This is a genomic window from Oceanobacter sp. 5_MG-2023, assembly GCF_030548165.1.
In the GTDB taxonomy this organism is placed as follows: Bacteria; Pseudomonadota; Gammaproteobacteria; order Pseudomonadales; family Oceanobacteraceae; genus Oceanobacter.
Genome location: NZ_JAUORS010000013.1, coordinates 75475 through 97183, shown reverse-complemented (window position 1 = coordinate 97183; position 21709 = coordinate 75475). Strand labels below are relative to the sequence as shown.

26 protein-coding genes are annotated in these 21709 nt (G+C 53.6%); 5 read left to right on the top strand and 21 right to left on the bottom strand.

Annotation, left to right across the window (positions count from 1 at the left end; genetic code table 11):
* The first annotated feature begins 294 nt into the window (after window positions 1-294).
* The gene (locus Q4551_RS10570; RefSeq protein ID WP_303433682.1) at window positions 295-837 is read left to right on the top strand and encodes a flavodoxin; all 543 of its coding nucleotides are present in this window, start codon (window positions 295-297) and stop codon (window positions 835-837) included.
* Between the two features lie 195 nt (window positions 838-1032).
* Here Q4551_RS10570 and clpX read toward each other — a convergent pair whose 3' ends face one another.
* The 19 genes from clpX to Q4551_RS10475 form a co-directional block, all read right to left on the bottom strand.
* A complete protein-coding gene (gene clpX / locus Q4551_RS10565; protein WP_303433680.1) occupies window positions 1033-2394 on the bottom strand; it encodes an ATP-dependent Clp protease ATP-binding subunit ClpX in 1362 nt (453 codons plus the stop codon).
* A gap of 58 nt (window positions 2395-2452) precedes the next feature.
* On the bottom strand, window positions 2453-3322 hold the full coding sequence (gene nifM, locus Q4551_RS10560) for a nitrogen fixation protein NifM (protein WP_303433678.1): 870 nt from the start codon (window positions 3320-3322) through the stop codon (window positions 2453-2455).
* The gene (locus Q4551_RS10555) at window positions 3319-3807 is read right to left on the bottom strand and encodes a nitrogen fixation protein NifZ (RefSeq protein WP_303433676.1); all 489 of its coding nucleotides are present in this window, start codon (window positions 3805-3807) and stop codon (window positions 3319-3321) included. The genes nifM and Q4551_RS10555 overlap by 4 nt, the downstream gene beginning before the upstream one ends.
* Window positions 3808-3828: 21 nt before the next feature.
* Complete coding sequence (gene nifW / locus Q4551_RS10550; protein WP_303433674.1) at window positions 3829-4167, bottom strand: nitrogenase-stabilizing/protective protein NifW; 339 nt, start codon at window positions 4165-4167, stop codon at window positions 3829-3831.
* 161 nt (window positions 4168-4328) lie between these two features.
* Window positions 4329-4856, bottom strand: coding sequence for a hypothetical protein (locus tag Q4551_RS10545; RefSeq protein WP_303433673.1), 528 nt, complete (start codon window positions 4854-4856; stop codon window positions 4329-4331).
* 5 nt (window positions 4857-4861) lie between these two features.
* A complete protein-coding gene (cysE, locus tag Q4551_RS10540) occupies window positions 4862-5611 on the bottom strand; it encodes a serine O-acetyltransferase (RefSeq protein WP_368501386.1) in 750 nt (249 codons plus the stop codon).
* 14 nt (window positions 5612-5625) lie between these two features.
* Entirely contained in the window at window positions 5626-6831 is a 1206-nt protein-coding gene (gene nifV, locus Q4551_RS10535) for a homocitrate synthase (RefSeq protein WP_303433670.1), read from the bottom strand.
* A gap of 26 nt (window positions 6832-6857) precedes the next feature.
* Window positions 6858-8066: a cysteine desulfurase NifS gene (nifS, locus tag Q4551_RS10530; RefSeq protein WP_303433669.1), complete on the bottom strand. Its 1209-nt coding sequence runs from the start codon at window positions 8064-8066 to the stop codon at window positions 6858-6860.
* A gap of 2 nt (window positions 8067-8068) precedes the next feature.
* The gene (gene nifU / locus Q4551_RS10525; protein ID WP_303433667.1) at window positions 8069-8989 is read right to left on the bottom strand and encodes a Fe-S cluster assembly protein NifU; all 921 of its coding nucleotides are present in this window, start codon (window positions 8987-8989) and stop codon (window positions 8069-8071) included.
* Between the two features lie 67 nt (window positions 8990-9056).
* Entirely contained in the window at window positions 9057-9380 is a 324-nt protein-coding gene (locus Q4551_RS10520; RefSeq protein ID WP_303433665.1) for an iron-sulfur cluster assembly accessory protein, read from the bottom strand.
* Between the two features lie 437 nt (window positions 9381-9817).
* Window positions 9818-10228, bottom strand: coding sequence for a hypothetical protein (locus Q4551_RS10515; RefSeq protein ID WP_303433663.1), 411 nt, complete (start codon window positions 10226-10228; stop codon window positions 9818-9820).
* The gene (locus Q4551_RS10510) at window positions 10219-10545 is read right to left on the bottom strand and encodes a ferredoxin (RefSeq protein WP_303433662.1); all 327 of its coding nucleotides are present in this window, start codon (window positions 10543-10545) and stop codon (window positions 10219-10221) included. The genes Q4551_RS10515 and Q4551_RS10510 overlap by 10 nt, the downstream gene beginning before the upstream one ends.
* Window positions 10546-10550: 5 nt before the next feature.
* Window positions 10551-10856 (bottom strand): ferredoxin III, nif-specific, encoded by a 306-nt coding sequence (fdxB, locus tag Q4551_RS10505; protein WP_303433660.1) that lies wholly within the window; start codon window positions 10854-10856, stop codon window positions 10551-10553.
* 190 nt (window positions 10857-11046) lie between these two features.
* Window positions 11047-11268: a CCE_0567 family metalloprotein gene (locus tag Q4551_RS10500; RefSeq protein WP_303433658.1), complete on the bottom strand. Its 222-nt coding sequence runs from the start codon at window positions 11266-11268 to the stop codon at window positions 11047-11049.
* 61 nt (window positions 11269-11329) lie between these two features.
* Window positions 11330-11797: a NifX-associated nitrogen fixation protein gene (locus Q4551_RS10495; RefSeq protein ID WP_303433656.1), complete on the bottom strand. Its 468-nt coding sequence runs from the start codon at window positions 11795-11797 to the stop codon at window positions 11330-11332.
* 36 nt (window positions 11798-11833) lie between these two features.
* Entirely contained in the window at window positions 11834-12307 is a 474-nt protein-coding gene (locus Q4551_RS10490; protein ID WP_303433654.1) for a NifB/NifX family molybdenum-iron cluster-binding protein, read from the bottom strand.
* A gap of 28 nt (window positions 12308-12335) precedes the next feature.
* The gene (nifN, locus tag Q4551_RS10485; protein ID WP_303433653.1) at window positions 12336-13772 is read right to left on the bottom strand and encodes a nitrogenase iron-molybdenum cofactor biosynthesis protein NifN; all 1437 of its coding nucleotides are present in this window, start codon (window positions 13770-13772) and stop codon (window positions 12336-12338) included.
* Window positions 13769-15196: a nitrogenase iron-molybdenum cofactor biosynthesis protein NifE gene (gene nifE / locus Q4551_RS10480; RefSeq protein ID WP_303433651.1), complete on the bottom strand. Its 1428-nt coding sequence runs from the start codon at window positions 15194-15196 to the stop codon at window positions 13769-13771. Before nifE ends, nifN begins: the two co-directional genes overlap by 4 nt.
* A 380-nt stretch (window positions 15197-15576) precedes the next feature.
* Window positions 15577-16035, bottom strand: coding sequence for a hypothetical protein (locus Q4551_RS10475; RefSeq protein ID WP_303433649.1), 459 nt, complete (start codon window positions 16033-16035; stop codon window positions 15577-15579).
* Window positions 16036-16263: 228 nt separating this feature from the next.
* Here Q4551_RS10475 and Q4551_RS10470 point away from each other — a divergent pair, with 228 nt between their 5' ends.
* The 3 genes from Q4551_RS10470 to feoB are packed head-to-tail and all read left to right on the top strand — an operon-like array spanning window position 16264 to window position 18955.
* Window positions 16264-16398 carry a hypothetical protein gene (locus Q4551_RS10470; protein ID WP_303433648.1) on the top strand — a complete coding sequence of 45 codons (135 nt, stop codon included), beginning with the start codon at window positions 16264-16266 and terminating at the stop codon, window positions 16396-16398.
* A 23-nt stretch (window positions 16399-16421) separates the two neighbouring features.
* Window positions 16422-16658 carry a FeoA family protein gene (locus Q4551_RS10465; RefSeq protein WP_303433646.1) on the top strand — a complete coding sequence of 79 codons (237 nt, stop codon included), beginning with the start codon at window positions 16422-16424 and terminating at the stop codon, window positions 16656-16658.
* A complete protein-coding gene (feoB, locus tag Q4551_RS10460) occupies window positions 16655-18955 on the top strand; it encodes a Fe(2+) transporter permease subunit FeoB (RefSeq protein ID WP_303433644.1) in 2301 nt (766 codons plus the stop codon). The genes Q4551_RS10465 and feoB overlap by 4 nt, the downstream gene beginning before the upstream one ends.
* Before the next feature lie 18 nt (window positions 18956-18973).
* Here feoB and Q4551_RS10455 read toward each other — a convergent pair whose 3' ends face one another.
* Entirely contained in the window at window positions 18974-19585 is a 612-nt protein-coding gene (locus Q4551_RS10455) for a flavin reductase family protein (RefSeq protein ID WP_303433643.1), read from the bottom strand.
* A gap of 191 nt (window positions 19586-19776) precedes the next feature.
* Here Q4551_RS10455 and Q4551_RS10450 point away from each other — a divergent pair, with 191 nt between their 5' ends.
* Window positions 19777-20727 (top strand): bile acid:sodium symporter family protein, encoded by a 951-nt coding sequence (locus tag Q4551_RS10450; protein WP_303433641.1) that lies wholly within the window; start codon window positions 19777-19779, stop codon window positions 20725-20727.
* Here the strand turns inward: Q4551_RS10450 and Q4551_RS10445 are convergent.
* Window positions 20715-21599: a class I SAM-dependent methyltransferase gene (locus tag Q4551_RS10445; protein ID WP_303433639.1), complete on the bottom strand. Its 885-nt coding sequence runs from the start codon at window positions 21597-21599 to the stop codon at window positions 20715-20717. The two genes, Q4551_RS10450 and Q4551_RS10445, sit on opposite strands and share 13 nt — an antisense overlap.
* Window positions 21600-21709: the final 110 nt, after the last annotated feature.

The window sequence follows — 21709 nt, the reverse complement described above, 5'->3', positions numbered from 1 at the left end:
GCGGGTTGCCGCCGTGCAGGAGTAAATAGATGTCCCCGACAGTCAGAGACGGCTTGAGCAGTCAATAGCAGGGTTTGTTGGAAAAGCTACAAAGCAGCAAAGATCTACCGATTACGCTTGTCTGGTTTCCGACACATACCGACACAAAATAAAAAAAACCAGAAAATTCATAACGTTACAGCTCCGACAAACTGGCACAACGCCTGCAAAACCCCGGTATGAGCAACAGCCGTTAATGATATCGAAAATGATCAACGGCAAGTGCCTATTTACCGTCCCAAAAGGAGAACACGCATGGCCAAAATAGGGCTGTTTTTCGGCAGCAACACAGGCAAGACCCGTAAGGTTGCCAAAATGATCAAAAAGAAATTCGACGACGACATCATGGACGCACCGCTCAACGTCAACAGAACCGAGCCTGATGCCTTTGCCAGCTACGAATATCTGCTGATCGGCACTCCGACTCTGGGCGACGGCGAATTGCCAGGCCTGTCATCAGACTGCGATGCAGAAAGCTGGGAAGAATTTTTACCCAAAATCGAAGATATGGATTTCAGCGGCAAAACCATAGCCATCTATGGCCTGGGTGATCAGGTAGGTTACCCGGATGAGTTTCTGGACGCCATGGGAGAGCTGTACGAGTTTTTCACCGAGCGTGGTGCCAAATTCGTTGGCAGCTGGCCAACCGATGGCTATGAATTTGAACAGTCCGCCGCCTTGTTGGACGATAAATTTGTTGGTCTGGCGCTCGACCTCGACAACCAGACCGGACTGACCGAAGAACGCCTGAATACCTGGTTAGGCCAGATTGCCCCTGAATTTGGTTTGCCGCTGTAAATTTGCTTTTCCTTCCTCAAAGCCTTGCATGGCCAGTAATCCCCACTGGCCGTGCCTTTTTTTAGTCCTGATCAAACCTTTCAAGCCTTGTTTCTGACCCTTGCGGCCAACAAGCGGTAACTGGTTATCCCCAAACCATAAAAAAAGGCCGCCAGAGGCGACCCAAAAAACAAAACAGCAGCTCCCGTCAAATCATCAAACGCTTTGGGATGCTGCGGGTAGAGCTTCAGATTTATCTGCAACGTCAACGGTTGCCGTCGGTGTCGGTAAAGGCTCCTGCACCACTTCACCATCACCATATTCTTCCCGCACGCTGAGTTGCGCCGACTCCTCTTCTCCCGACACCTGAACGGTGCACGAAGCCAGATTAGTACGGGATGGCAAGTCAAACATGGTCGACAGCAGCATGGATTCCATCATTCCTCGCAATCCCCTGGCTCCCGTCCCCCGCTTCACGGCTTCCTTGGCAATAAAGGTCAGCGACTCTTCGGTAAAGTCCAATCCGACATTCTGGAAGGCAAACAGCTGGCGGTACTGCTTGGTCAGGGCATTTCTGGGTTCGGTCAAAATCCGTTTCAGGCTGTCGACATCCAGATCCTGCAAAAAGGTAATCACCGGGAAACGGCCGATAAATTCAGGAATCAGGCCAAATTGCAGCAAGTCATCCGGTTGCAAAGCCACCAATAACTGCTCATTACTGATTGCTGAGGCGGTATTGATCGGGGCACTGAAACCAATCCCGGACTTGGGTGGCTGCAACCGTTTGCTGATCAGCTCTGTCAGTCCAGGGAAAGCCCCACCAACAATAAACAGAATATTCTGCGTATTCAGCACCACTTCCTCTCCCCCTTCCCGACGGCCGGATTTGGAAATGCGAACTTCACTGCCTTCAACCATTTTCAGTAATGCTTGTTGCACACCCTCCCCGGATACGTCCCGGGCACTGGCACCACCACTGCCGCGGCTGGCAATCTTGTCGATTTCATCGATATAGACAATGCCCCATTGGGCTTGCTGGACATCCCCTTCGGCAGCTTCCAGCAGGCGCTTGAGCAGGCTGTCAACATCTTCACCGACATAACCGGCCTGGGTCAGAGTAGTGGCGTCACCGATCACAAAAGGCACACCAATAATCCGTGCCAGGGTTTTGACCAGCAAGGTTTTACCAGTACCAGATGGCCCGGCCAGCAGGATATTGGATTTTTCCAGCTCGACCATATCGCTGCCACCGTTAACCGGTATTCTGGCTTCGGCCTGGCTGTCCTGGAACTTCAAACGCAGATAGTGGTTATAGACGGCGACCGATAGCGTTTTTTTCGCTTCATCCTGACCGATAATGTATTCGTCCAGAAAATCCTTGATCGCCAGTGGCGTTTTTAATTCCGGCTCGGACGGATTCTGGGTACGACGCCCCCAACTGCTAACAACCTGATAGGCCAGCTTGACGCATTGCTCACAAATATGACCGTCGTTACCGGCTATCAGGGGAACTTGAGGGGATTTTTCGATCCCGCAAAATGAACATGTAGGCTGTGCGGAGCTTGGGCTGTCTGCCATGGTGACCTCCTGGATCAGTGCGCCACGCCGACAGTCTCCGGCGCGGCAGGTAATCGACTCAGACGCTGGCGGCGCGCTGTTTCAGCCAGAGCTTCTGGGTACGCTTGTTCTGACGCTGTTGCAATTCCTCTTGCAGGCGAGGCAATACCTCATCCAGAGGCATCAGGGTGGCCGGGTGGATTTTTTCACACCACAATAAATGCCAACCCAATTCGCTTTCAATCGGACCTCGCAGCTCGTCTTCCGACATCGAAAACAAGGCCTTGTCCAGCTCAGGGAACAGGGTGCCGGCACGAACCTCCCCCAACAAACCGCCATTCAGGCTGGTCGGACACTCGGAGTGTTTCAGTGCCTGCTCAGCAAAACGCTTGGGCGAACGCTTCACCCGACGCGTGATCTCCTCCAGACGCTGAAAAGCCGCGTTGCGTTCGTTCTCGGCAAAGCCTTCGTTCACGGTAATCAGAATATGTCGGGCGGTACGGATTTCGGGCTTGGCAAAACGTTCTGGATGCAAGTAATAAAACAAGGTCGCTTCGGTCGCATCAACATGCACTCCCCGGCTACCCACCAACTCCATCACCGCTTCGACCGTTAACTCCCGCAACAGACCGTCACGCAAGTCATCAGTCTCCAGCCCGTTATGCTCCAATGCTTCTTCAAATTGCGCATCGGACTCATACCGTTGGCGAATCTGATCCAGAGCCGCGTCCAGTTGTGAGGTCGGAACACTCACCTGTGCCGCTTCCGGGCTGGACAGTATCAACTGTTCCAACGCCAGCTCATTACTGGCGATACGTTGTAATTTGCGCGCCTGCTCAGGCGTGAGCTCATGAGGTGAACAACCGAATTGCTCGCCAGCAATCCGCAGCTCACGGTAACCATTCAGTGGTCTGTCCTCATGCTCGACAGATCGGGCCAGTGCACTCATGCTGCTCCCCCTGCTATTTGTGAATCCTCATGCTCCACCGGCGGACGATCATCATCCGGAGCTTCAAGTGCCGCTTCTGGAACCTGAAAGGTACGACCGTGAAAACGAGCGTGATAAAACAACTTGCCGTCTTCACGGATCACCCGGGATATTTCTCCCAGATCCCCTGGCTGAACCACCGCCTCACCCTGACTCGACATCGACACAGTCGCCACCACCGCATCCCGGAATTCAAAACGGTTGCTGATCCAGTATGCATCCGCCGGGATCAACTCTTCCTCGCGGCAGCCAACCGTGCAGCCGGTATCCAGAAAGTGCACCCGATAGATCAGCTGGTCTTGCAAGTAGGTGCCGACGTCGTAAACACAACCAATGGCACCTCGCTGAATCAGCAGCTCCCCGACGTCCTTGCCGGGGTAAGTACCATCGTTACGGACGTTGCGAATCAGCCTTACTTCATCGCCATACTCATAGGCAGGTTTCACAGGCTCCTCCTTTTGCTTGAATTACAGCAGGCTATCCAATGGTACAAAGCCGGTTTGTGGCTCGTGCATACGGAACACTTTGAATACCTTTTCGGTCAGGGCATCAGATTCCACAAAATCGGAATAAGCACGTTCAAGCAGTGCCCGATAGACAGAGCGCAAGGCTTCGTCATTACCCAGATGTGTTGCCATGGAGTCTTCACTCTGACTCAGGTAGTCGTGATAACGCTGCATGATATGCAGCCGGTTCACATGAACCACAGCCGGATCAAAAGGTACGCCGAAATACTCCAGAAAGTCCTCCGCCGACACCAATTCATCCAATGCGTCTTCCAGGCTCAATTCGTCTTGCAGTTCCATAGCGTTACCCCTCTGTTAGGTCGCTGTTAGATAGCTCTCGTCATCAATCACGTTATTCATCACGTCTTGTCAGCTCATCGTCGGGTCGTCGTCGCACAATGGCCGGACACCCGCCGATGGTCGCAGCAAGTCAGTCGCTTGCTGTCCATTCTTCTCTATTCTTATGATACTGCCGGGGTGGCTGGCTGGTTATTGACCACCACGGCCGGGCCAATCGATTGCAGTAACGATCGGGCACCCAACCGGTCGCTGGTATCAAACTCCACCACCTTGTTCAGCATCCGTATCCCTTCGGCCATATCACCCAGCCGCAATGTCAGATAGGCGGCTCCTTTCAAGGCCAGCAGGTAAAAGCGCACCCGGGTAAAAGATTCCAGCACACCCCGTTTCAAATCGTCGGAGGTGAGCTTTTCCCAATGGTCCGGAAAGCCGATTCCAGGGGCAATCTCAGCCATCACCTCATGGGCGACGGCAATCGCTTCAGGCAAACGATGCTGGTAGTAATAAAACCGGTACAGGCCAACCAGAACCGTCATATGAGCAGGAGCCCGGGCATAGGCTTTTAACAAGTAGCCTTCTGCATCCCCATCGCCGTATGCATATGCTGCCCGGTTCATGAGCTCTTCAACTTCCGCGGTCAGCGGCTCGTCGAAATACATCATCTGGCCTTTGAAATCCTGCAAGTCCATGCTGCTTACCTCACCGTCCCCAATGACTGCCGGGCCTTGATCACCTGGCCACCAGGGCAGTCCTGTTCACAAATCTGATTATCTGTCTCGCAATGGCTGTAGCGCTCTTCGGCATCCCGGCTATCAAGGCGGGATTCCAACAGGTCAATCCGGCTTAACAAACAGCTGATCGCTTTACCAACAGGGTCTGGTATCAAATGATGGTCCAGATCGATGCCATAAGGGTTGAGCAAGCCCGCTTCGCGCAGTTTGACTACCTTGCCTGGAATCCCTACCACGGTGCATTGTTCAGGAACGTCCTCGACCACAACGGAATTGGCCCCAACCCGACTGCCGCTACCGACGGTAATATTGCCGAGAATCTTGGCTCCGGCTCCTACCATCACGCCATCTCCCAAGGTTGGATGACGCTTGCCCTTGTTCCAGCTGGTGCCTCCCAGCGTCACGCCGTGATAAAGCGTGACATCGTCACCAACGACGGCGGTTTCGCCGATCACCACACAAGCGCCGTGGTCGATAAAAAAACGGGCGCCGATTGTCGCTCCAGGATGAATATCCACATTACTGAGCAAGCGGGCAAAACAGGACAGCCAGCGGGCAGCGTAACACCAGCCCCGCAGCCATAACCGGTGCGAGATACGGTGAAAAATCAGCGCGTGTACACCAGGATATGTGGTCAACACTTCGAAGGTCGTGCGGGCTGCCGGATCTCGTTCAAACACGCTGGCAATGTCTTCACGCCATTGCGACCACAACGATTGGCGAGCCGTTAGCTGGCGACTGGATGTAGCTGACATACGTTCATCTCCTCTGTCGGGCCATTGGCGCTATGGCCATGGCCCATGACTGGCTCCAACGCAAGATACAAGTCCACCAACTGGCTGGCCGATGGCACCTGCTTGGAACGAGTGACCCAAATGCGAAGCTGTTGCAGTAACACCGGAACCTGCCAGCTCAGCAGCTCGATACCAATGTCCTGGTAGGCCCGGATCAGCCCGTGTTTACCGGAATGCTTGCCCAGTACCATCTGGTGCTGGCGGCCCAGTTCCAGAGGATCAAGGCCCTGATAATTCAGTGGATCCTTGATCAGGCCATCAACATGAATACCGGCTTCATGAGTGAAGACGCCTGCCCCCACAATGCTTTTGTTCCAGCTGACGCTACGTCCTGAAGCCTGTTCAACCAGGGCCGACAAGCCGGGCATCAACAGGGTATTCACGCCGGTTTCAAGCTGGTGCAAGTGCTTCAACGCCAGGACACATTCTTCCAGCGGCGCATTCCCTGCCCGTTCACCCAGACCATTCACCGTTGTATTGATATGAGTGGCTCCACCCATCACCGCCGCCAGAGTGTTGGCGGTGGCCAGGCCGTAGTCGTCGTGGGCGTGCATCTCCAGTTCCAGATCAGTACGACGACGCAGAGTGCGCATGCTGTCGAGTACCGAGAATGGCTGCATGATGCCAACCGTATCGGCAAACCGCAGACGCCGGGCACCGGCATTGGCGGCGATATCGGCCAGACGGGCAACAAAGTCGGCATCGGCTCTGGAGGCATCTTCGCACCCCAGACAGACTTCGAAACCGGCATCACCGGCGGTGGCTACCAGACGCTCGACCTGGCCTTCGACCCAGCGCCGGTCGCGACCCAGCTTGTGGGTAATCTGTTGATCCGATACCGGAATCGACAAATCCACCATATCCACATCCAGACCCCGTACCGCATCCAGATCCTGATCAAACAAACGGCACCAGGCCAACAGGCGCGACGACAGCCCCAGCTCGGCAATGGCTTGCATCACCTCTCGTTCTTCATCTCCCATCGCCGGAATGCCGATTTCCAGCTCCGGCACACCCATCGCCGACAGATGACTGGCAATGGCCAGTTTTTCATCTGCGGTAAAGGCAACGCCGGCGCTTTGCTCGCCATCACGCAACGTGGTGTCATCAATAACAATGGCAGGAAGTTCTGTGGTCATGGTCGCGCTCCTGTGCTCAGTCAAACTCAGGCGTAAACAGGCGCAAAGGCTTGTTCAGGGTTTTCCACCGGACCGTTTTCATCCCAATAAGGTGACAGCTTGCGCAACTTGGCGACAATCGGTGGCACAGCTTCGATCACCCGTTCGATTTCTTCCGGAGTGTTATAACGGCTGAGAGAGAAACGCACCGTGCCATGAGCTGCGGTATAAGGAATGCCCATCGCCTTCATCACATGGGATGGTTCCAACGAACCAGAGGTACAGGCAGAACCAGACGACGCCGCAATACCAGCCTTGTTCATCAGCAACAGGATGGCTTCGCCTTCGATGTATTCAAAAGCAATATTCAGCGTATTTGGCAGACGGTTGGAGGGATCTCCGGTCACAAAGGAATGCGGTACAGCGGCAAGGATGCCGGCCTGCAAACGGTCACGCAGCTTGGCCACTTCGGTATTTTCATACTCCATGTGCTCCATCGCCAGGTCACAGGCTTTGCCCAGCCCAACGATTCCCACTGTATTTTCGGTGCCGGCACGACGACCACGCTCCTGATGGCCACCCCGCAGCAGTGGACGAAAACGTACACCACGGCGCAGATACAACACGCCTACGCCTTTGGGCGCGTGCAACTTGTGCCCGGACAACGACAGCATATGGATGCAGGTATCCTGCAGGTTCATGGGGATCTTGCCCACGGCCTGCACCGCATCGGTATGGAACAACACACCGGCGGCATCAGCCAGCTCGGCCATTTCCAGTACCGGGAAAATGGTACCGGTTTCGTTATTGGCCCACATCACGGAGACAATGGCGACCTGGTCTGTCAGCAGCTTTTTGTACTCTTCCAGATCCAGTCGGCCCTTGTCATCGACGGCCAGCTTGTGGACGGTGTAACCCTCGGTGGCGAGGTAATCGCACAGGTTCAGTACCGCAGGATGTTCCACCACTGTGGTGATGATTTCCTTGCGTTCCGGCTGGGCTTTCAGTGCCGACAGGATAGCGGTGGAGTCCGATTCAGAGCCACAGGAAGTGAAGATGATTTCCGAATCGTGCTCTGCCCCCAGAATGTTCTGTACACTTTTGCGGGCAGCCTTGAGGGCAAATCCAACCTTGTTGCCAAAACTGTGCATGGAGGACGGATTACCAAACTGCTCACTGAAATACGGCATCACCGCATCAACCACTTCGGGATCGCACATGGTAGTGGCGTTATTGTCGAGGTAAATATCAGCCATGATCAGACTCCTGCAATTTCAACGGGACGTTCGGTGTGAGGGATAACCTTGATAAATTCACCCAGTTCTTCGATCAGCTTCTGCTGCACGCCACCCAGTGTCATGGCGGCCATCTGGCACCCGGAACAGGCTCCGACCAGCTTGACGTAAACGTTTTTGCCTTCCACATCCAGCAGCTCGACATCACCACCATCGGCCTGCAAGGCCGGGCGTAATCCTTCCAGGACTTGCTGGATTTTCAGGATACGTTGCACCGTGCTTAACTTGGCGGGCGGCGTTGGCTCGGCCTTTGTTTCTGCCAGATTCACAAAGCCTTCTTTTTTACCGATTGCACTTGGCGCAAAGGTTTCACCACGAGCAGCCAACTCTTCGGAGAGAATATTCTCGATGCCTTCGTGACAAGAGGAGCAACCACCACCGGCTTTGGTGTAGTTTGTGACTTCTTCCACGGTGCTGAGGTTATTGGCCTTGATGGTGTCACGGATCATCACGTCATCAATCGCAAAGCATTTGCAGATCAATGCACCTTCTTCATGATCATCGGTCCAGACTTCGCCACGATAATTGGCCACTGCCGCTTGCAAGGCTTCACGCCCCATCACGGAACAGTGCATTTTTTCCGGAGGCAGGCCGTCAAGGAAATCCGCGATATCCTGATTGCTGATTTCCAGCGCCTGATCCAGGGTCTTGCCTTTCACCATTTCGGTCAGGGCAGAAGAAGAGGCGATGGCGGAGCCACAACCGAAGGTCTGGAACCCGGCGTCCAGAATAATCTCGGTATCGGGTTCAACTTTCAGTGTCAGGCGCAGGGCGTCACCACAGCTGATGGAACCGACGTCACCAACCGCATTGGCCTCAGTGACCGACCCGGCGTTTTTAGGGTTGTAGAAGTGTTCTTTAACGGTTTCAGAGTAATCCCACATAATTCTGCTCCTGGTATCGATGCCGGATTGCGGCGAGTCTGGATCGGATATAAATCAGCGATTGCATTCAGGCGCTGAATGATTTGCCACAACCACAACTGTTGGATGCATTCGGGTTTTCAAACTTGAAGCCACTGCCTTCAAAGCCGTCGACAAAATCCACCGTCACGCCCTCCAGCAGCGCTGCACTGTTTTCATCAACCAGTACGGTAAGGCCGGAAAAATCCAGTACCTCATCCCCTTGGGTAACGTTCTCTTCCAGCTTCATGCCATATTGAAAGCCGGAACAGCCGCCACCTTCGACCTTGATGCGCAGACCCGCCATCGGGGCCTCGCTGGACTGCATAAAACGGCGAACTGCGGAAATTGCACTATCGGTCATTGTGATCATGATGTTGCCTCCTGTGGCTACGGCCGCTCCCGGCAAATGACTGGAGCCGGCTGGAAAGGGTTGCCTGAAGAGAAGGTGCAATCGATATGCCACGCCAAATACGTATAAAAAAATGTTTATAATTCAGTCAGTTAAAGACAATGTCGGGAATGAAACGATGTAGCGAACACAACGCAGGCAAGGCTTTGTCGTAGTTACTACAAGCGCTTGTGTTGGGTTTATACGACAAGCGAAAGCGAACCTTTGCCAGACCTCGCGCTTGGCAACTGGCGTATATCCCGGCACAAGATAGCCACCAGGAAGTTGCGCAATCGGGCAAGAGGAATGATGAATAACCAAAAATGGCAGGGATGTATCAGGAAGGGAGAATGGAAGCAGGGAACAAGGGCCAGTGAGTGCTTTCCTGGCCACTTGTTTTATAACGTTCTGAGCATTGCTCAGGGCACCGGGATCAGTCGTAATTCAGTCTTGAGCGTGCTCGCTTGCCCCCAGGCCGTCACCGCTTCGACAAACCAGGCCGGTTTGTCTGGATGAACACACAACACATCGTATTCTGCGAACAATTGATCATCTGGCAGTAACTGCACCGTTCCCTGATTCATCCCCAAGGGGGTTTTCCAGTAACATTGCAGCGACTCACTCTGATCAAACGGATCGATGCGGATCTCGGCAGCATCAAACGCCGCCGTAATACCCGGACAATGCTCAGCCAGGCCGATCTTGCCCAGTTCCGCCAGTAACGCCTGCTGAACGGCGTTGATGCGAGCCTTTTCCTCGACCAGGCGCTCGGCCGCTGTCCCGGAGACAGCGTCGTGCTGTAACGAGCTGGCCAGCAGGCTCACTGCCATACCTCATCCGGGGCAACCTTGTCGAGCCATGGCTCGCCACCGATCAAGTGCTGGTCGATGATCTGGTCAATATCCTCCGGGGCAACCTGTATATAAAGTGTACCGCCCGGGTACACCAATACATTGGCTCCAGCCCGGCATGGTCCCAGGCAGCCTGTCGCGACCAGCGACACTTTGCTGAACAAGCCTTTGGCAATCAGGCGTTCAGAAAAAGCCTGCATCAAGGGCGCAGCGCCTTTTTCTCCACAACTGGAACGGGGATGCCCCGCTGGGCGCTGCTGACCACAAACAAAGACATGATATTCTGGTTTTGGCATGACGATTACCCCGCTAGTGCTTCATGTGTGTGACAGCTTTTTGGACAAACACGAGCGCAGGAGACACAGCCAATACAGTCATCTGCATTGGCAATAGTCATTACCTTCATCTCGTCATCATCATCGTAAAAGTCGTCGTCATCCTCTTCGGCATCGACCACATCCGCACGATCAACAAGATCAAATACATCTCGTGGGCATACCTTGTAACAACGGCCACAGCCGATGCAGGTCATCGGGTCCAGTGCCGTGACAAATTCAGGCGTCCACTCTTCTCCGCCTCGTGTGCGGCCAACGATAGTGTCAGTCATGGCCGATCTCCTCTCTCTGGTTATAAGTGCTAATCACGGTTGCTTTGTTGTGCCGGGTTCCCCCAACACCATGACGACTCCTGACATGACAACAAGACGAGACGAGCTCTTGCTGGCCCATTACTCGACTGATGGATCCGGGACGGTTAGCCCGACAGCCAGGAAAGTCCGGTTATTCCAGCGCTATTCTTCAGGCCGTTTCGGCCGCTTTGGTTTTTGTTTCATATTCCGCCTGAGCTGCTTTCCAGGCCTCACAGGCCGCGATCGCTTCCTCGGCCAGGGCTGGCAAGGTCTGGTACTCAGTCCAGAAAGTGTCTTCAACCACGTCGTGTATTTTTGACGCTATTTCAGTCGCCATACGTTTTTTGGCGCTCACGTTCTTTTTCAGTGCCTTGATCTCTTCGGGAGTCATAAACCGGCCTCCATTTATCCAATACGTTCATCGGGCCACGCTCGGCCGTGACCCGGCCTCGTTACATTTCGGCAACATCCCGATGATTGTTAATCATTGAGACGGCCTTGCCGCTGACCTTTTCGATCTCGGCAATCATTTTTTCAAGCGAATCAAAACCGAAGCGGTGCACATCACGCAGGGTTTTATCCAGTACCACCAGCTTGCCCACAATGATCATGGCGCGACCAAAACCTTCGTGAGTAATATTGATAACAGGGACAGCCATTAATCCGGCTTCCTGTTCAATGGTTGTCGCCAGGGCGTTGTAATACGCCTTGATGCGTGACACGGTGGTTTCGTCCGGATCACCCACTACCGGGATTTCGCGGCGGCGTTCCTTGGTCAGGATCATGGGGTCCAGCACTTTGTCGTCACTCCAGGTGTCGTAAGTGCCGTAGCTGTCCATGGCGCGCAATTGCACTACAACCTGACGCACCAGCGGGTTGGCCAGCTGCTCGTGATCAGCATCAATGACTGTGTCGTTCATGGTGTTTCTCCTGAGGATGAAATAGTAGCGGGCGAATTATTCGCTCCAGCCTTCCGATTCCATGGTGTCAAAACGGTTGGGGTTAAGGTGTTGCTGACTACGAATCGCTTTGGCCAGCCAGGCTGATGGCCCTTCTCGCAGCTCCTGCTGCAAGTTGATCAGCATCTCGCTGATTTCGGTGCCGTCGCTGACCTTGACCGGTTGAATCCCCAGCACCAGTAGCTGCCGCACCGCCGATGCGCCACACGCCCGGCAATACACCGCAACACACCCCCGGAGCATCTCCAGTTTTTCAGCCAGCTTGTCTTCGTTGCCATCCTGTTTCAGGTCGCCAAACTCACTGACCTCGAGCAAATAGGCATTCTCGGGATTCACGCCATAAATCGAAAAGGCATGCGCTGAGCCAAAATGCTGATCAACCGTTATCTGGTCTGATGTTGCAAAGGCAACTTTCAACAGCGTGCCGTCTTCGTTGTCATCCACCACTGCCAGTTTGCGAGTAATACTCATGCATCTGTCCTCTTTACTGATCAGCGACTCAATGAGACGAGACATCACCAGGGTATGACCCGGCTGGCACAGCATCGTGTTTTTGCGAATAACGGGAATGATATGGCTCCAGCTCGTGATGCTGACTCAAGACAAGATTAGCCAGATCAAACAGCGCCTGGCTGGTACCGCGATAACCAAACCAGCAGCGCTGAAAGCCTCCCACCACGTCGTATTGGGGAAAGCCAATCCGGAACAGCGGGATACCCAGTCGCTCGGCACTCTCGGCACCATGACTGTTGGTAAGCAGAAGCTGTGCCCCGGACGCGGCAGCAGCCATTTCCAGGTCTTCCAGATCACCAACTTGCACCGGTACATCGTGCAAGGTTTTCAAGGCCGGCCCCTGAGTCGGTACTACGGCGGTCACTACCTCAGCTCCCATGCCTTGTAGCAGACGCGTGAAACCGGTCAGCATGTCCGGGTCGGAGGCTATCGCCACCCGTGACAGTCCCAGCATAAAATGGGTATCCAGCATGGCATCCTGCAGCTGTTTGCGCTGACGCACCCAGCGTTCAGGTACTGGCCGGCCGCTGAGTTGCGACAAGGTGTGGAACCACTGATCGACGCTTTCCAGCCCCATCAAATGACCAAAACAATGTGTCGGTACTGCCGTGTGTTTTTCCAGCCATTGGGCACAGCTGTGCAAGCTTTCGCCAACAGCCAGTGTGGCCAGGCTTTCACCAGCCGTAGCGATATCAGCAACAGTGACCCCACCGGTAGTGACCGGGCTGAAAGGCTCGTCGGCCAGATGGCCATCCAGAGAGCCGGACAAATCCGGAATCAACAGCGGCCGTAATCCAAAGCTTTCGATACTCTCGGCGACAAATTCCAGGTCGGTTGGTGACAAATTGGCACCACAAAGGACATTGATCTGTTTGTGACGCAAACCGGCACACGGTGCCTCGGGGTCGACTTCAGGCACCAGGGTTTGCAGTATCCCTTTAACGGTAAGCGCAAAACCACTTTCAAAAGAACCACTGAAGTCGGGGGTATTCACCGCGGTCACGGCCGTGCCAACAAACTGGGGGTACTGTTTCCGGAATTCTCCGACGGCGCGCTTGATATCAGCTCCCTGGGTTTCTGCCAGGCCGGTTGTCACCAGGCCAATCAATGCGGGGGCACTTTTTTCGCAGATCACTTTTAGCGCTTCGACAATATTGTCGTCGGCCCCCATTACCGAGCTGACCTGATCCATGGCGGTAGTTTGTAGTGGCACCGGCTCGCGAAAGTGGCGCACAAAAAATACTTTGGCAAATGCGGTACAGCCTTGAGAGCCGTGCATCAGCGGCACCGCGCGTGCAACACCCAATACCGCCAGTGCCCCACCAACCGTCTGACTGGTTTTCAGTGGGCTGACCGACAGCGCTTTTTTACGCTTTTTAATCACGCCGGACTGGCCTGGTGCCATCTTGACAATATTATTCATAATCCTGCCCCCGCTTCCTGTACCGATAACAGATCACCCTGGCTGGCAGTAGCTTCCCACGGTGCTGGCCGACGAACCGATTGCCACACCGGGCTTTCTATCGTTAGCGCCAACTGCCGTACCAGCTCCAGCATGCCGTCATAGCCGGCATAGCCAAATTCACGCTCCTGGTTGATATCCAGAAACGGGATACGGGCTTTCAGGGCGGTATACATATTGCGACCACCGGCAATCAGAATATCGGCCTGATAATCCCGCACAGTGGTCAACAGGGCTTTGGGGTTGCCCTCATCCAGCATTTTGACGTCATCCCCCATCAACTCACGGATGCGGGCCTTATCTTCTTCAGTGGATTTTTTGGTACCGGTAGCGACCACTTTCATACCCAGATCCTGCAGTGCTGAAATAACAGACCAGGATTTCACTCCGCCGGTGTAGAGCAGCACACGCTTGCCGTCCAGCCGTTGACGCCAAGGTTCCAGCGCTTTACGGATGCGCTGCTCTTCCCGTTCGATCAGGGCTTCTGTGCGTTGGCTCAAGTAGTCATCACCGATACACCGTGCAAAATCACGCAGGGCCTGTGAGGTATCGGTAATGCCGTAAAAGCTACCTTCAAACCAGGGGGTACCAAAACGTTCCTGAAGCTTGCGCGCCACGTTCAGCATCGCCTTTGAACACACCATCATGTTGACTTCGGCACGATGCATGGTCTGCACTTCATGGAAACGGGCATCACCGGACAAGGTACACAGCACTCGGATACCCAGCTCGTCCAGCAACGGCAAGACGTACCAGAACTCACCGGCAATGTTGTATTCGCCAATCAGATTAACGTCGTGCACCTTGATACCGGGACGCTGTACCGACTCCGGTAATGGTTCAGGCTCACGATGCCCGATCACATATTTGACCATGGCATCACCAGCGATGCGGTTACCCAGATTCTTGGTGCCGTAAAAACCAGCGGCATCAACAGGAATCACCGGTACTCCCCAACGGGCCTCGGCTGTTTTGCAAACGGCATCGACATCATCACCAATCAGAGCCGGTACACAGGTGTTGTACACAAATACGGCAGGTGGGTTGTAATCTTCGACAGCCTGTTTGATGGAGTGAAACAGACGTTTTTCACCACGTCCCATGATCACGTCCTGCTCGGTCAGATCAGTGGTCATGCCGATGCGATACAGGGTGGGGCCACTGGAACGGGTACCCCGGTTATCCCAGGAGCTACCGGCACACGCGATTGGGCCATGCACCACATGAGCGACATCGGCAATTGGCAGCAGGGCAATCTGGGCACCATCAAATGCACAACCGCCGTCTGTAGCACCGGGCTTGGGCTTGGCACATCCAGACTTTTCCTTCTTGTTGTGTTCACAAGCTGGCTCGTCCATCAACTCGGCAATGTCTTTGGCTTTCATGCTTTGCCCTCATCTGCGCATCGGTGTCTTTAGCGTTCCAAAAAACCAGCTGCAAACCAGAGGCCACCACCTAACCTATTGATTTAAATGGATTAATTAGCAAGCCACGATGTAGCAAACACAACAAGACAAAACGATTGGAGGGGATATGACAATGACAGACAGGCAACCGTAAGCGTGTCACCGGCGGTAGTCGTTCACCTATCAAGGACACCGGAGCGCCAAAGTAACGTTCTGGGACATGTGCACAGAGGCAATGTTTCAGGGCCATGTGATACAAGGTATGGAATTACCATCGTCATCAAACATGGAATCAGGAAGGGATATTACGGTGGGTAATAAAAACAATGGGCAGCGAATATATCCGCTGCCCACTTATATCAAGATTCTTTCCAGGATTTTACAGTATCAATACCGTACTCTGCGATCCATTGATCCAACAGACGAGGATTACGTTTGATTTTGTCAACGCTCTCATCAGTGTTTGGATTACGATAAGTACCAACTTCCAGTTTTGGCTTCGCTTGAACCACTTTCTTTTCTCGTTTGCTACCACGCGCTGCAGCACGCTCAAAATGTTTGAGCAGGCTATTGTAGATAGCTAATGGTGATTCCTCACGAGACATTTCCAGAATCCATTTCTCAATTTGTTCTGAACGGGCAATATATAGCTCAGACTCAGACAAATCATTTTGCTCGCACAAACGCTTGATCTCGACATCGAATGCCTCCAGACCCTTGAGTTTCTTCTCGTGCTCTTTTTTCATCTGCTCAAGTTCAACAATTTTTTGTTGATGCAGCTGAATTTTCTTATCGATATCGTTATCCAGAATGCTCACATTCACCTCGGCTATGGTATGGCAACACATAGAAAATCGCCCGGAATGACCCTGAAAATCATAATCTGGCATGTGCATTGGTACATTCTATGTGTTTTGGTTAGTGTTAACGCCAGTATAGACCCGCCACTGTCAGAACTCTACACCGAATATGTAATAAAATATCCTATTTAATCCAGACGACCAGCCTATTTATTTTATTATTAGTTCCCGCTTAGAAAATATCGAATGAGTTTATTGACGCCAGAAAAGTTCCATCCATATTGGCAGATAATACGAGCCGCTGAATTGATCCAACAACAGCAAACCATGCAAACAGCACTTGCCCATCAAAATGATACACATTATCATTTTTCTCCTTGAGCTTCGTTCGGACGGAAAATTCTATGACCATGACACTGGATCAGGTAGGTATGGGTGAACATGTACGAGTAACCGGATTCGCCGCGACAGAAGCCCAGTTCCGCCGCAAACTACTGGCACTGGGTGTTGTTCCTGGCGCCGAGATTGAAGTCCGCCGTGTCGCCCCTCTTGGTGACCCCGTTCAGATCCTGCTTCGTGGCACATCGGTAAGCCTGCGTAAACAAGAGGCGAGCATTCTTTTGGTGGAGAGTATTACGTGAAACCTGCTGTAATCGGCCTGATTGGCAACCCTAACTGCGGTAAAACGACCCTGTTCAACCAGCTGACCGGGGCGCGTCAAAAAGTAGGCAACTGGCCAGGGGTCACGGTTGAACGCAAGGAAGGTATCGTACTGATTCGCGAGCAGTATCAAACGCTGGTTGACCTGCCTGGTACTTACGCACTCGACTGCCAGGATGACGACCTGTCCCTTGATGAACAAATCGCCCGTGATTTTGTCATCGGCGGCGAATCCGATCTGGTTATCAATATTCTTGATGGCTCGAATCTGGAACGTAATCTTTACCTGACGTCCCAATTACTTGATATGGGTGTCCCCATTGTCTGCGCCGTCAATATGCTCGACGTCGCCGAACGGGAAGGCATACATGTCGATACCCAGCAACTCTCGACATTATTGGGCGTACCGGTGGTGCCGATTATTGCATCTACCGGCGATGGTATTGAAGAATTACGCCGTGTAATCGGCCATGCACTCCAGCATGCGGCCGTGCCAACCCCCATGTGGAAAGTCTCTGGTGAGATCCAGACGGCTCTGGATGAGCTGATCGAAGTGTCCGGACAAACCCTGTCAAACCCCCGCTGGATGGCTGCCCAGGCGCTGGAAAGTGATTTTCACGCCAGCGCCAATATCGGAGAAGCCTATCGGGATGCCTTTGTGCAACGGGCGACCGACTGGCGTCAGCGTATTGAAAAGCAACAGGGCCAGCCCATTGATGTCCTGATCGCCAATTCCCGTTTTGAATCTATCCGGCGTTTAACCCACCAGGTCATCAGCCTGCATCACACCGGACAATCATTAACGGAGCGTATCGACAACTGGGTAGTAAACCGTTTTCTTGGTATCCCTTTCTTTCTCGGCGTCATGTATTTGATGTTTACTTTCGCCATTAATTTTGGCGGTGCCTTTATTGACTTTTTTGACATGGCATCCTCTGCCATTTTTGTTGAAGGCAGTCGCTATCTGCTGCATGCCATATCGGCTCCGGAATGGCTTATCACCCTGATCTCCGACGGCCTTGGTGGCGGCATCCAGCTGGTTGCCACCTTTATTCCGATTATCGGCGGCTTATACCTGTTTTTATCCATTATTGAAGACTCAGGCTATATGGCGCGGGCCGCCTTTGTTATGGATCGTCTGATGCGTGCGGTTGGGCTGCCCGGAAAATCGTTTGTACCGCTTATCGTTGGCTTCGGCTGTAACGTGCCATCCGTAATGGCAGCCCGAACAATGGATACCCATAAAGATCGTTTATTGACCATTGCCATGGCTCCCTTTATGTCATGTGGTGCCCGGCTGTCGGTATTCGCCCTGTTCGCCGCGGCCTTTTTTGCTGACAACGGTGCCACGATGGTGTTTTCGCTTTATATATTAGGTATCGCCATGGCCCTGATTACCGGTCTGGCCTTGAAGAACACTCTGTTCAAACCGGAATTAACCCCGTTTGTTATGGAACTGCCGGCCTACCATATCCCGACAGCCAAAGGTGTATTGATTAAAACCTGGGAGCGCCTGAAGTCTTTTTCAATGCGAGCCGGTAAAACCATTATTATTGTTGTTACTGTACTGAGCTTTCTCAACTCCATCGGTACGGACGGTTCCTTCGGCAATCAGAATAACGAAAAATCGGTATTGTCTGGCATTGCCCGAGTAGCTACTCCGGTATTGGCGCCCATGGGAGTTCAGCAGGATAACTGGCCTGCAACCGTTGGTATCATTACCGGTATTTTTGCCAAGGAAGCCGTCGTTGGTACGCTGGACGCCCTGTATACCCCGGACATCGAGGAAGATGATCGTCCGTACTATTTACCAGGGTTATTACTGGAATCCCTGCAAACCATTCCTGCAAACCTGGCTGACGTTGCCAACAACCTGCTCGACCCCCTGGGACTGAATCTGATCGGGGCCGACCAGGCTGAAGAACAAGGTGTACACTCCGGCACCTTCAGCGCGATGGAAGTGCTGTTTGGTAGCCAGCTGGCTGCTTTCTCTTATCTGGTCTTTGTCTTGCTGTACACACCTTGTGTTGCCACTCTGGGCGCCATGGTGCGGGAGGCCGGTATCAAGTGGATGCTGTTTGTTGCAGGCTGGAGTACCGGCCTGGCGTACACTGCCGCTGTTCTGGTGTACCAGATTGGTAGCAGCCCCAGCCACCCTCTCAGCTCCGCTCTCTGGTCACTCGGCTGTTTGGGCTTTATTGCCGGTTGTCTAATGCTGATGCGGCGGCACGGCAAACGCCGCGACGCGCTGTTGATTCCCATTGTCCAAATCAACTGAGCCTGGTTATCTGAATGCTCAGCCGGGTCTCACCCGGCTGAGCAGCTCGCCCAATCCGGCATAGTCCTTGCCGCCCAGACGGCTTAATGGATCCAGGGCTTCAGCATTGATTTGCTGCCTCTGTTTGACGGTCTCCAGCACCGCCTCATCGGCGTAAAGCTGATCTACTTGCAAAAACACCAGATGCTGTGGTCCCGGCCCCAGATCAACTTGTTGCTGGTAATGACAGGCGAAAGCCAGGGGAACATCGGCCAGCCTCGGCAAACCGCCAGCAACAAATCCAGTCACCGCCAACCCCAACTGATCGACCTCACTGTCTCCCAGAGCCAATGTTGCGGAACTGGCATTCACGGCATCCAGATCAGCAACACGGGGAATATGCACCACGCACTCTCCTGTTCTGCGCAGATTTTCATAGCTGTCTTTTTCCACCCCTGTCGGCTTTTGTCCCATCGAAACCACCAGGGTTGGCGGGTTCGAGCAAACCGGCGCAAAAAAAGAATACGGTGCCAGGTTCAGGCTACCGGAAGGATTGCGGGTCATTACCCAAGCGATAGGACGCGGCAGTATCGCCTGGGTCATTAAAAAATAGCGTTGTGATGCTTCTATCCCGGCAAAATCAATAATCATGTCAGATCCACTCTGGTCGCAGCGATAAGGTAAATACAACAGAACAATGAGCCATAAGCCCGGCAGCAGACCGCTGCCGGACGGGTTTACACCGGCAGAATGGCACCTTGCAACACGTCTGTCACCAAGACCCATACCAGGATTCCTGATATGGTCGCGACTTCTGAATCAGCGTTACTCAGGTACACAGCATGCTGTCATTACAAAGTGTCTTTCCTCTCCTTGCTATCGCCGTCAGCTGGCTGGCCTGGAGCGACCCACAACCATTACTGGGCTGGAGCGGCGCAGTGATTCCCTTACTGATGTTTATTATGTTTTGTATGGGACTAACGCTGAGAGTGCAGGATTTCCGCCGTATCTTGCGCAAGCCGGAACCCGTTGCCATGGGGGTCACCCTGCAGTATTTACTGATGCCGCTACTGGGCTGGTTACTGGTGCATCTATTGGCCCTGCCAGCAGAGATTGCACTGGGAGTGATTCTGGTAGGAGTCTGCGCTGGCGGCACCGCCTCCAATGTCATGACGTATCTGGCCGGTGGTGACGTTGCCCTGTCGGTCAGCATGACACTGCTGTCGACCCTATGGGGAGTAGTGCTCACACCCTGGTTGCTGGTTTTCTATGCCGCAGAGAGTGTCAGCATCGATATTCTGGCGATTCTGCTCACCATGGCCAAAATCGTTATTTTACCCATTGTCGCCGGGATTGCTGTCAGCCATTACCTGCCGGAACTCCGTCAGGCCGTCAATAAACACCTGGCCAATGCTGCGACCATTGCCATCCTCGCGATTATTGCCATTGTGGTTGCCCTTAATGCCGATGAAATCGCCACCGTAGGCGTCATGACCTTACTGGCGGTGATGCTACACAACCTGCTGGGCACAGCGCTGGGTTATGGACTGGCGCGCTGGCGCGGGTTTACCGAAGTCGAATGCCGCACCATAGCAATCGAGGTCGGCATGCAAAATTCCGGGCTGGGGGCGGCACTGGCACTGCAGTTCTTTACCCCACTGGCTGCCTTGCCCGCCGCTCTGTTCAGCGTTTGGCATAACATCAGTGGTGCCTTGCTGGCGTCGTTCTGGAGCTGGCAGACCCGTCGCCGGATTCGCCAGCTACAATCGGGCAAACGCTGTCACTCCGACTGATAACGTAAGACCTTGAGCCCTGCCGTTTCATCCACCTCAATAAAGGCGGACGGATTCGGCAAGCGCTCGATATAGCGCCACTCCGGGCATTCATCAGCCACTTGCTGACGCAAGAACGCTTCCCCCAGTTCCGGGGCATTCAGACACAGCAGCAACTCGGCAGAAGGGGCGAGCATTTCCCGCAAACGGCGTAATAATCTGGGATAGTCCTTGCGAATATCGACACTGCCTTTCTGGAAGGTCGGAGGATCGGCGATGACCAGATCGTATGGGCCATGTTTTTTCAGGCGTCCGAATGAGCGAAAAATATCCACGCCTTCGAATACCACTCCCCCAAGATCATGACCGTTGAGGCGATGATTCTCTCGGCCAATCGCCAACGCCCGGCGGCTCATATCAACATTCACCACCCGCTGCGCCCCTCCGGCGACGGCAGCCACTGAAAAACCGCAGGTATAGGCAAACAGATTCAATACCCGTTTGCCCGCGCTGTGCTCCATGACCCAACGACGGCCATTGGCCATATCCAGAAACAGGCCGGTATTCTGGAACTGGCCAAAACTGAGTTCATAACGCAAGCCATGCTCAGTCACTTCCAGACGGGAAGGCAATTCACCCACCACCGCCTCCATCGGTGCCATAGGACGACAGCGGTACTGTATCCCGATGACTTCGGCCTGGGGCAGAGTGGCGATCAGCCAACGTGACAACTGCTCGATCCAGCCGTCTGCCGGCTCCCGATAAACAGTCAGCAGCAGCAGAGGGGCATACCAATCGATATTGATGTGTTCGAAACCGGGTTCACTATGACCCCGGCCATGAAACAAGCGCTGGGCTTCTTTTGATACTGGCAAACGAAAATCAGGAATCATAAAGGCTGTTTTATCCGGATCGATCCATTTAAGCGGTCACGGCAACAAGGCCAAAAGCCTGTCGTGTAACCCCAGAGAGGCAGCGACCAAGGCATGATAAACAAGACATT

Excerpts from the sequence above, each read along its gene's own strand:
- Q4551_RS10490 (WP_303433654.1), bottom strand. The coding sequence starts at position 12,307 with ATGAGTATTACTCGCAAACTGGCAGTGGTGGATGACAACGAAGACGGC.
- Q4551_RS10470 (WP_303433648.1), top strand. The coding sequence starts at position 16,264 with ATGAGTTTATTGACGCCAGAAAAGTTCCATCCATATTGGCAGATAATA.
- nifE (WP_303433651.1), bottom strand. The coding sequence starts at position 15,196 with ATGAAAGCCAAAGACATTGCCGAGTTGATGGACGAGCCAGCTTGTGAA.
- Q4551_RS10570 (WP_303433682.1), top strand. The coding sequence starts at position 295 with ATGGCCAAAATAGGGCTGTTTTTCGGCAGCAACACAGGCAAGACCCGT.
- Q4551_RS10465 (WP_303433646.1), top strand. The coding sequence starts at position 16,422 with ATGACCATGACACTGGATCAGGTAGGTATGGGTGAACATGTACGAGTA.
- Q4551_RS10495 (WP_303433656.1), bottom strand. The coding sequence starts at position 11,797 with ATGAACGACACAGTCATTGATGCTGATCACGAGCAGCTGGCCAACCCG.
- nifW (WP_303433674.1), bottom strand. The coding sequence starts at position 4,167 with ATGGAACTGCAAGACGAATTGAGCCTGGAAGACGCATTGGATGAATTG.
- nifV (WP_303433670.1), bottom strand. The coding sequence starts at position 6,831 with ATGACCACAGAACTTCCTGCCATTGTTATTGATGACACCACGTTGCGT.
- nifM (WP_303433678.1), bottom strand. The coding sequence starts at position 3,322 with ATGAGTGCACTGGCCCGATCTGTCGAGCATGAGGACAGACCACTGAAT.
- Q4551_RS10445 (WP_303433639.1), bottom strand. The coding sequence starts at position 21,599 with ATGATTCCTGATTTTCGTTTGCCAGTATCAAAAGAAGCCCAGCGCTTG.
- Q4551_RS10545 (WP_303433673.1), bottom strand. The coding sequence starts at position 4,856 with ATGGACTTGCAGGATTTCAAAGGCCAGATGATGTATTTCGACGAGCCG.
- Q4551_RS10500 (WP_303433658.1), bottom strand. The coding sequence starts at position 11,268 with ATGACTCCCGAAGAGATCAAGGCACTGAAAAAGAACGTGAGCGCCAAA.
- nifU (WP_303433667.1), bottom strand. The coding sequence starts at position 8,989 with ATGTGGGATTACTCTGAAACCGTTAAAGAACACTTCTACAACCCTAAA.
- Q4551_RS10450 (WP_303433641.1), top strand. The coding sequence starts at position 19,777 with ATGCTGTCATTACAAAGTGTCTTTCCTCTCCTTGCTATCGCCGTCAGC.
- Q4551_RS10515 (WP_303433663.1), bottom strand. The coding sequence starts at position 10,228 with ATGGCAGTGAGCCTGCTGGCCAGCTCGTTACAGCACGACGCTGTCTCC.
- nifN (WP_303433653.1), bottom strand. The coding sequence starts at position 13,772 with ATGAATAATATTGTCAAGATGGCACCAGGCCAGTCCGGCGTGATTAAA.
- clpX (WP_303433680.1), bottom strand. The coding sequence starts at position 2,394 with ATGGCAGACAGCCCAAGCTCCGCACAGCCTACATGTTCATTTTGCGGG.
- Q4551_RS10455 (WP_303433643.1), bottom strand. The coding sequence starts at position 19,585 with ATGATTATTGATTTTGCCGGGATAGAAGCATCACAACGCTATTTTTTA.
- Q4551_RS10520 (WP_303433665.1), bottom strand. The coding sequence starts at position 9,380 with ATGATCACAATGACCGATAGTGCAATTTCCGCAGTTCGCCGTTTTATG.
- Q4551_RS10510 (WP_303433662.1), bottom strand. The coding sequence starts at position 10,545 with ATGCCAAAACCAGAATATCATGTCTTTGTTTGTGGTCAGCAGCGCCCA.
- fdxB (WP_303433660.1), bottom strand. The coding sequence starts at position 10,856 with ATGACTGACACTATCGTTGGCCGCACACGAGGCGGAGAAGAGTGGACG.
- nifS (WP_303433669.1), bottom strand. The coding sequence starts at position 8,066 with ATGGCTGATATTTACCTCGACAATAACGCCACTACCATGTGCGATCCC.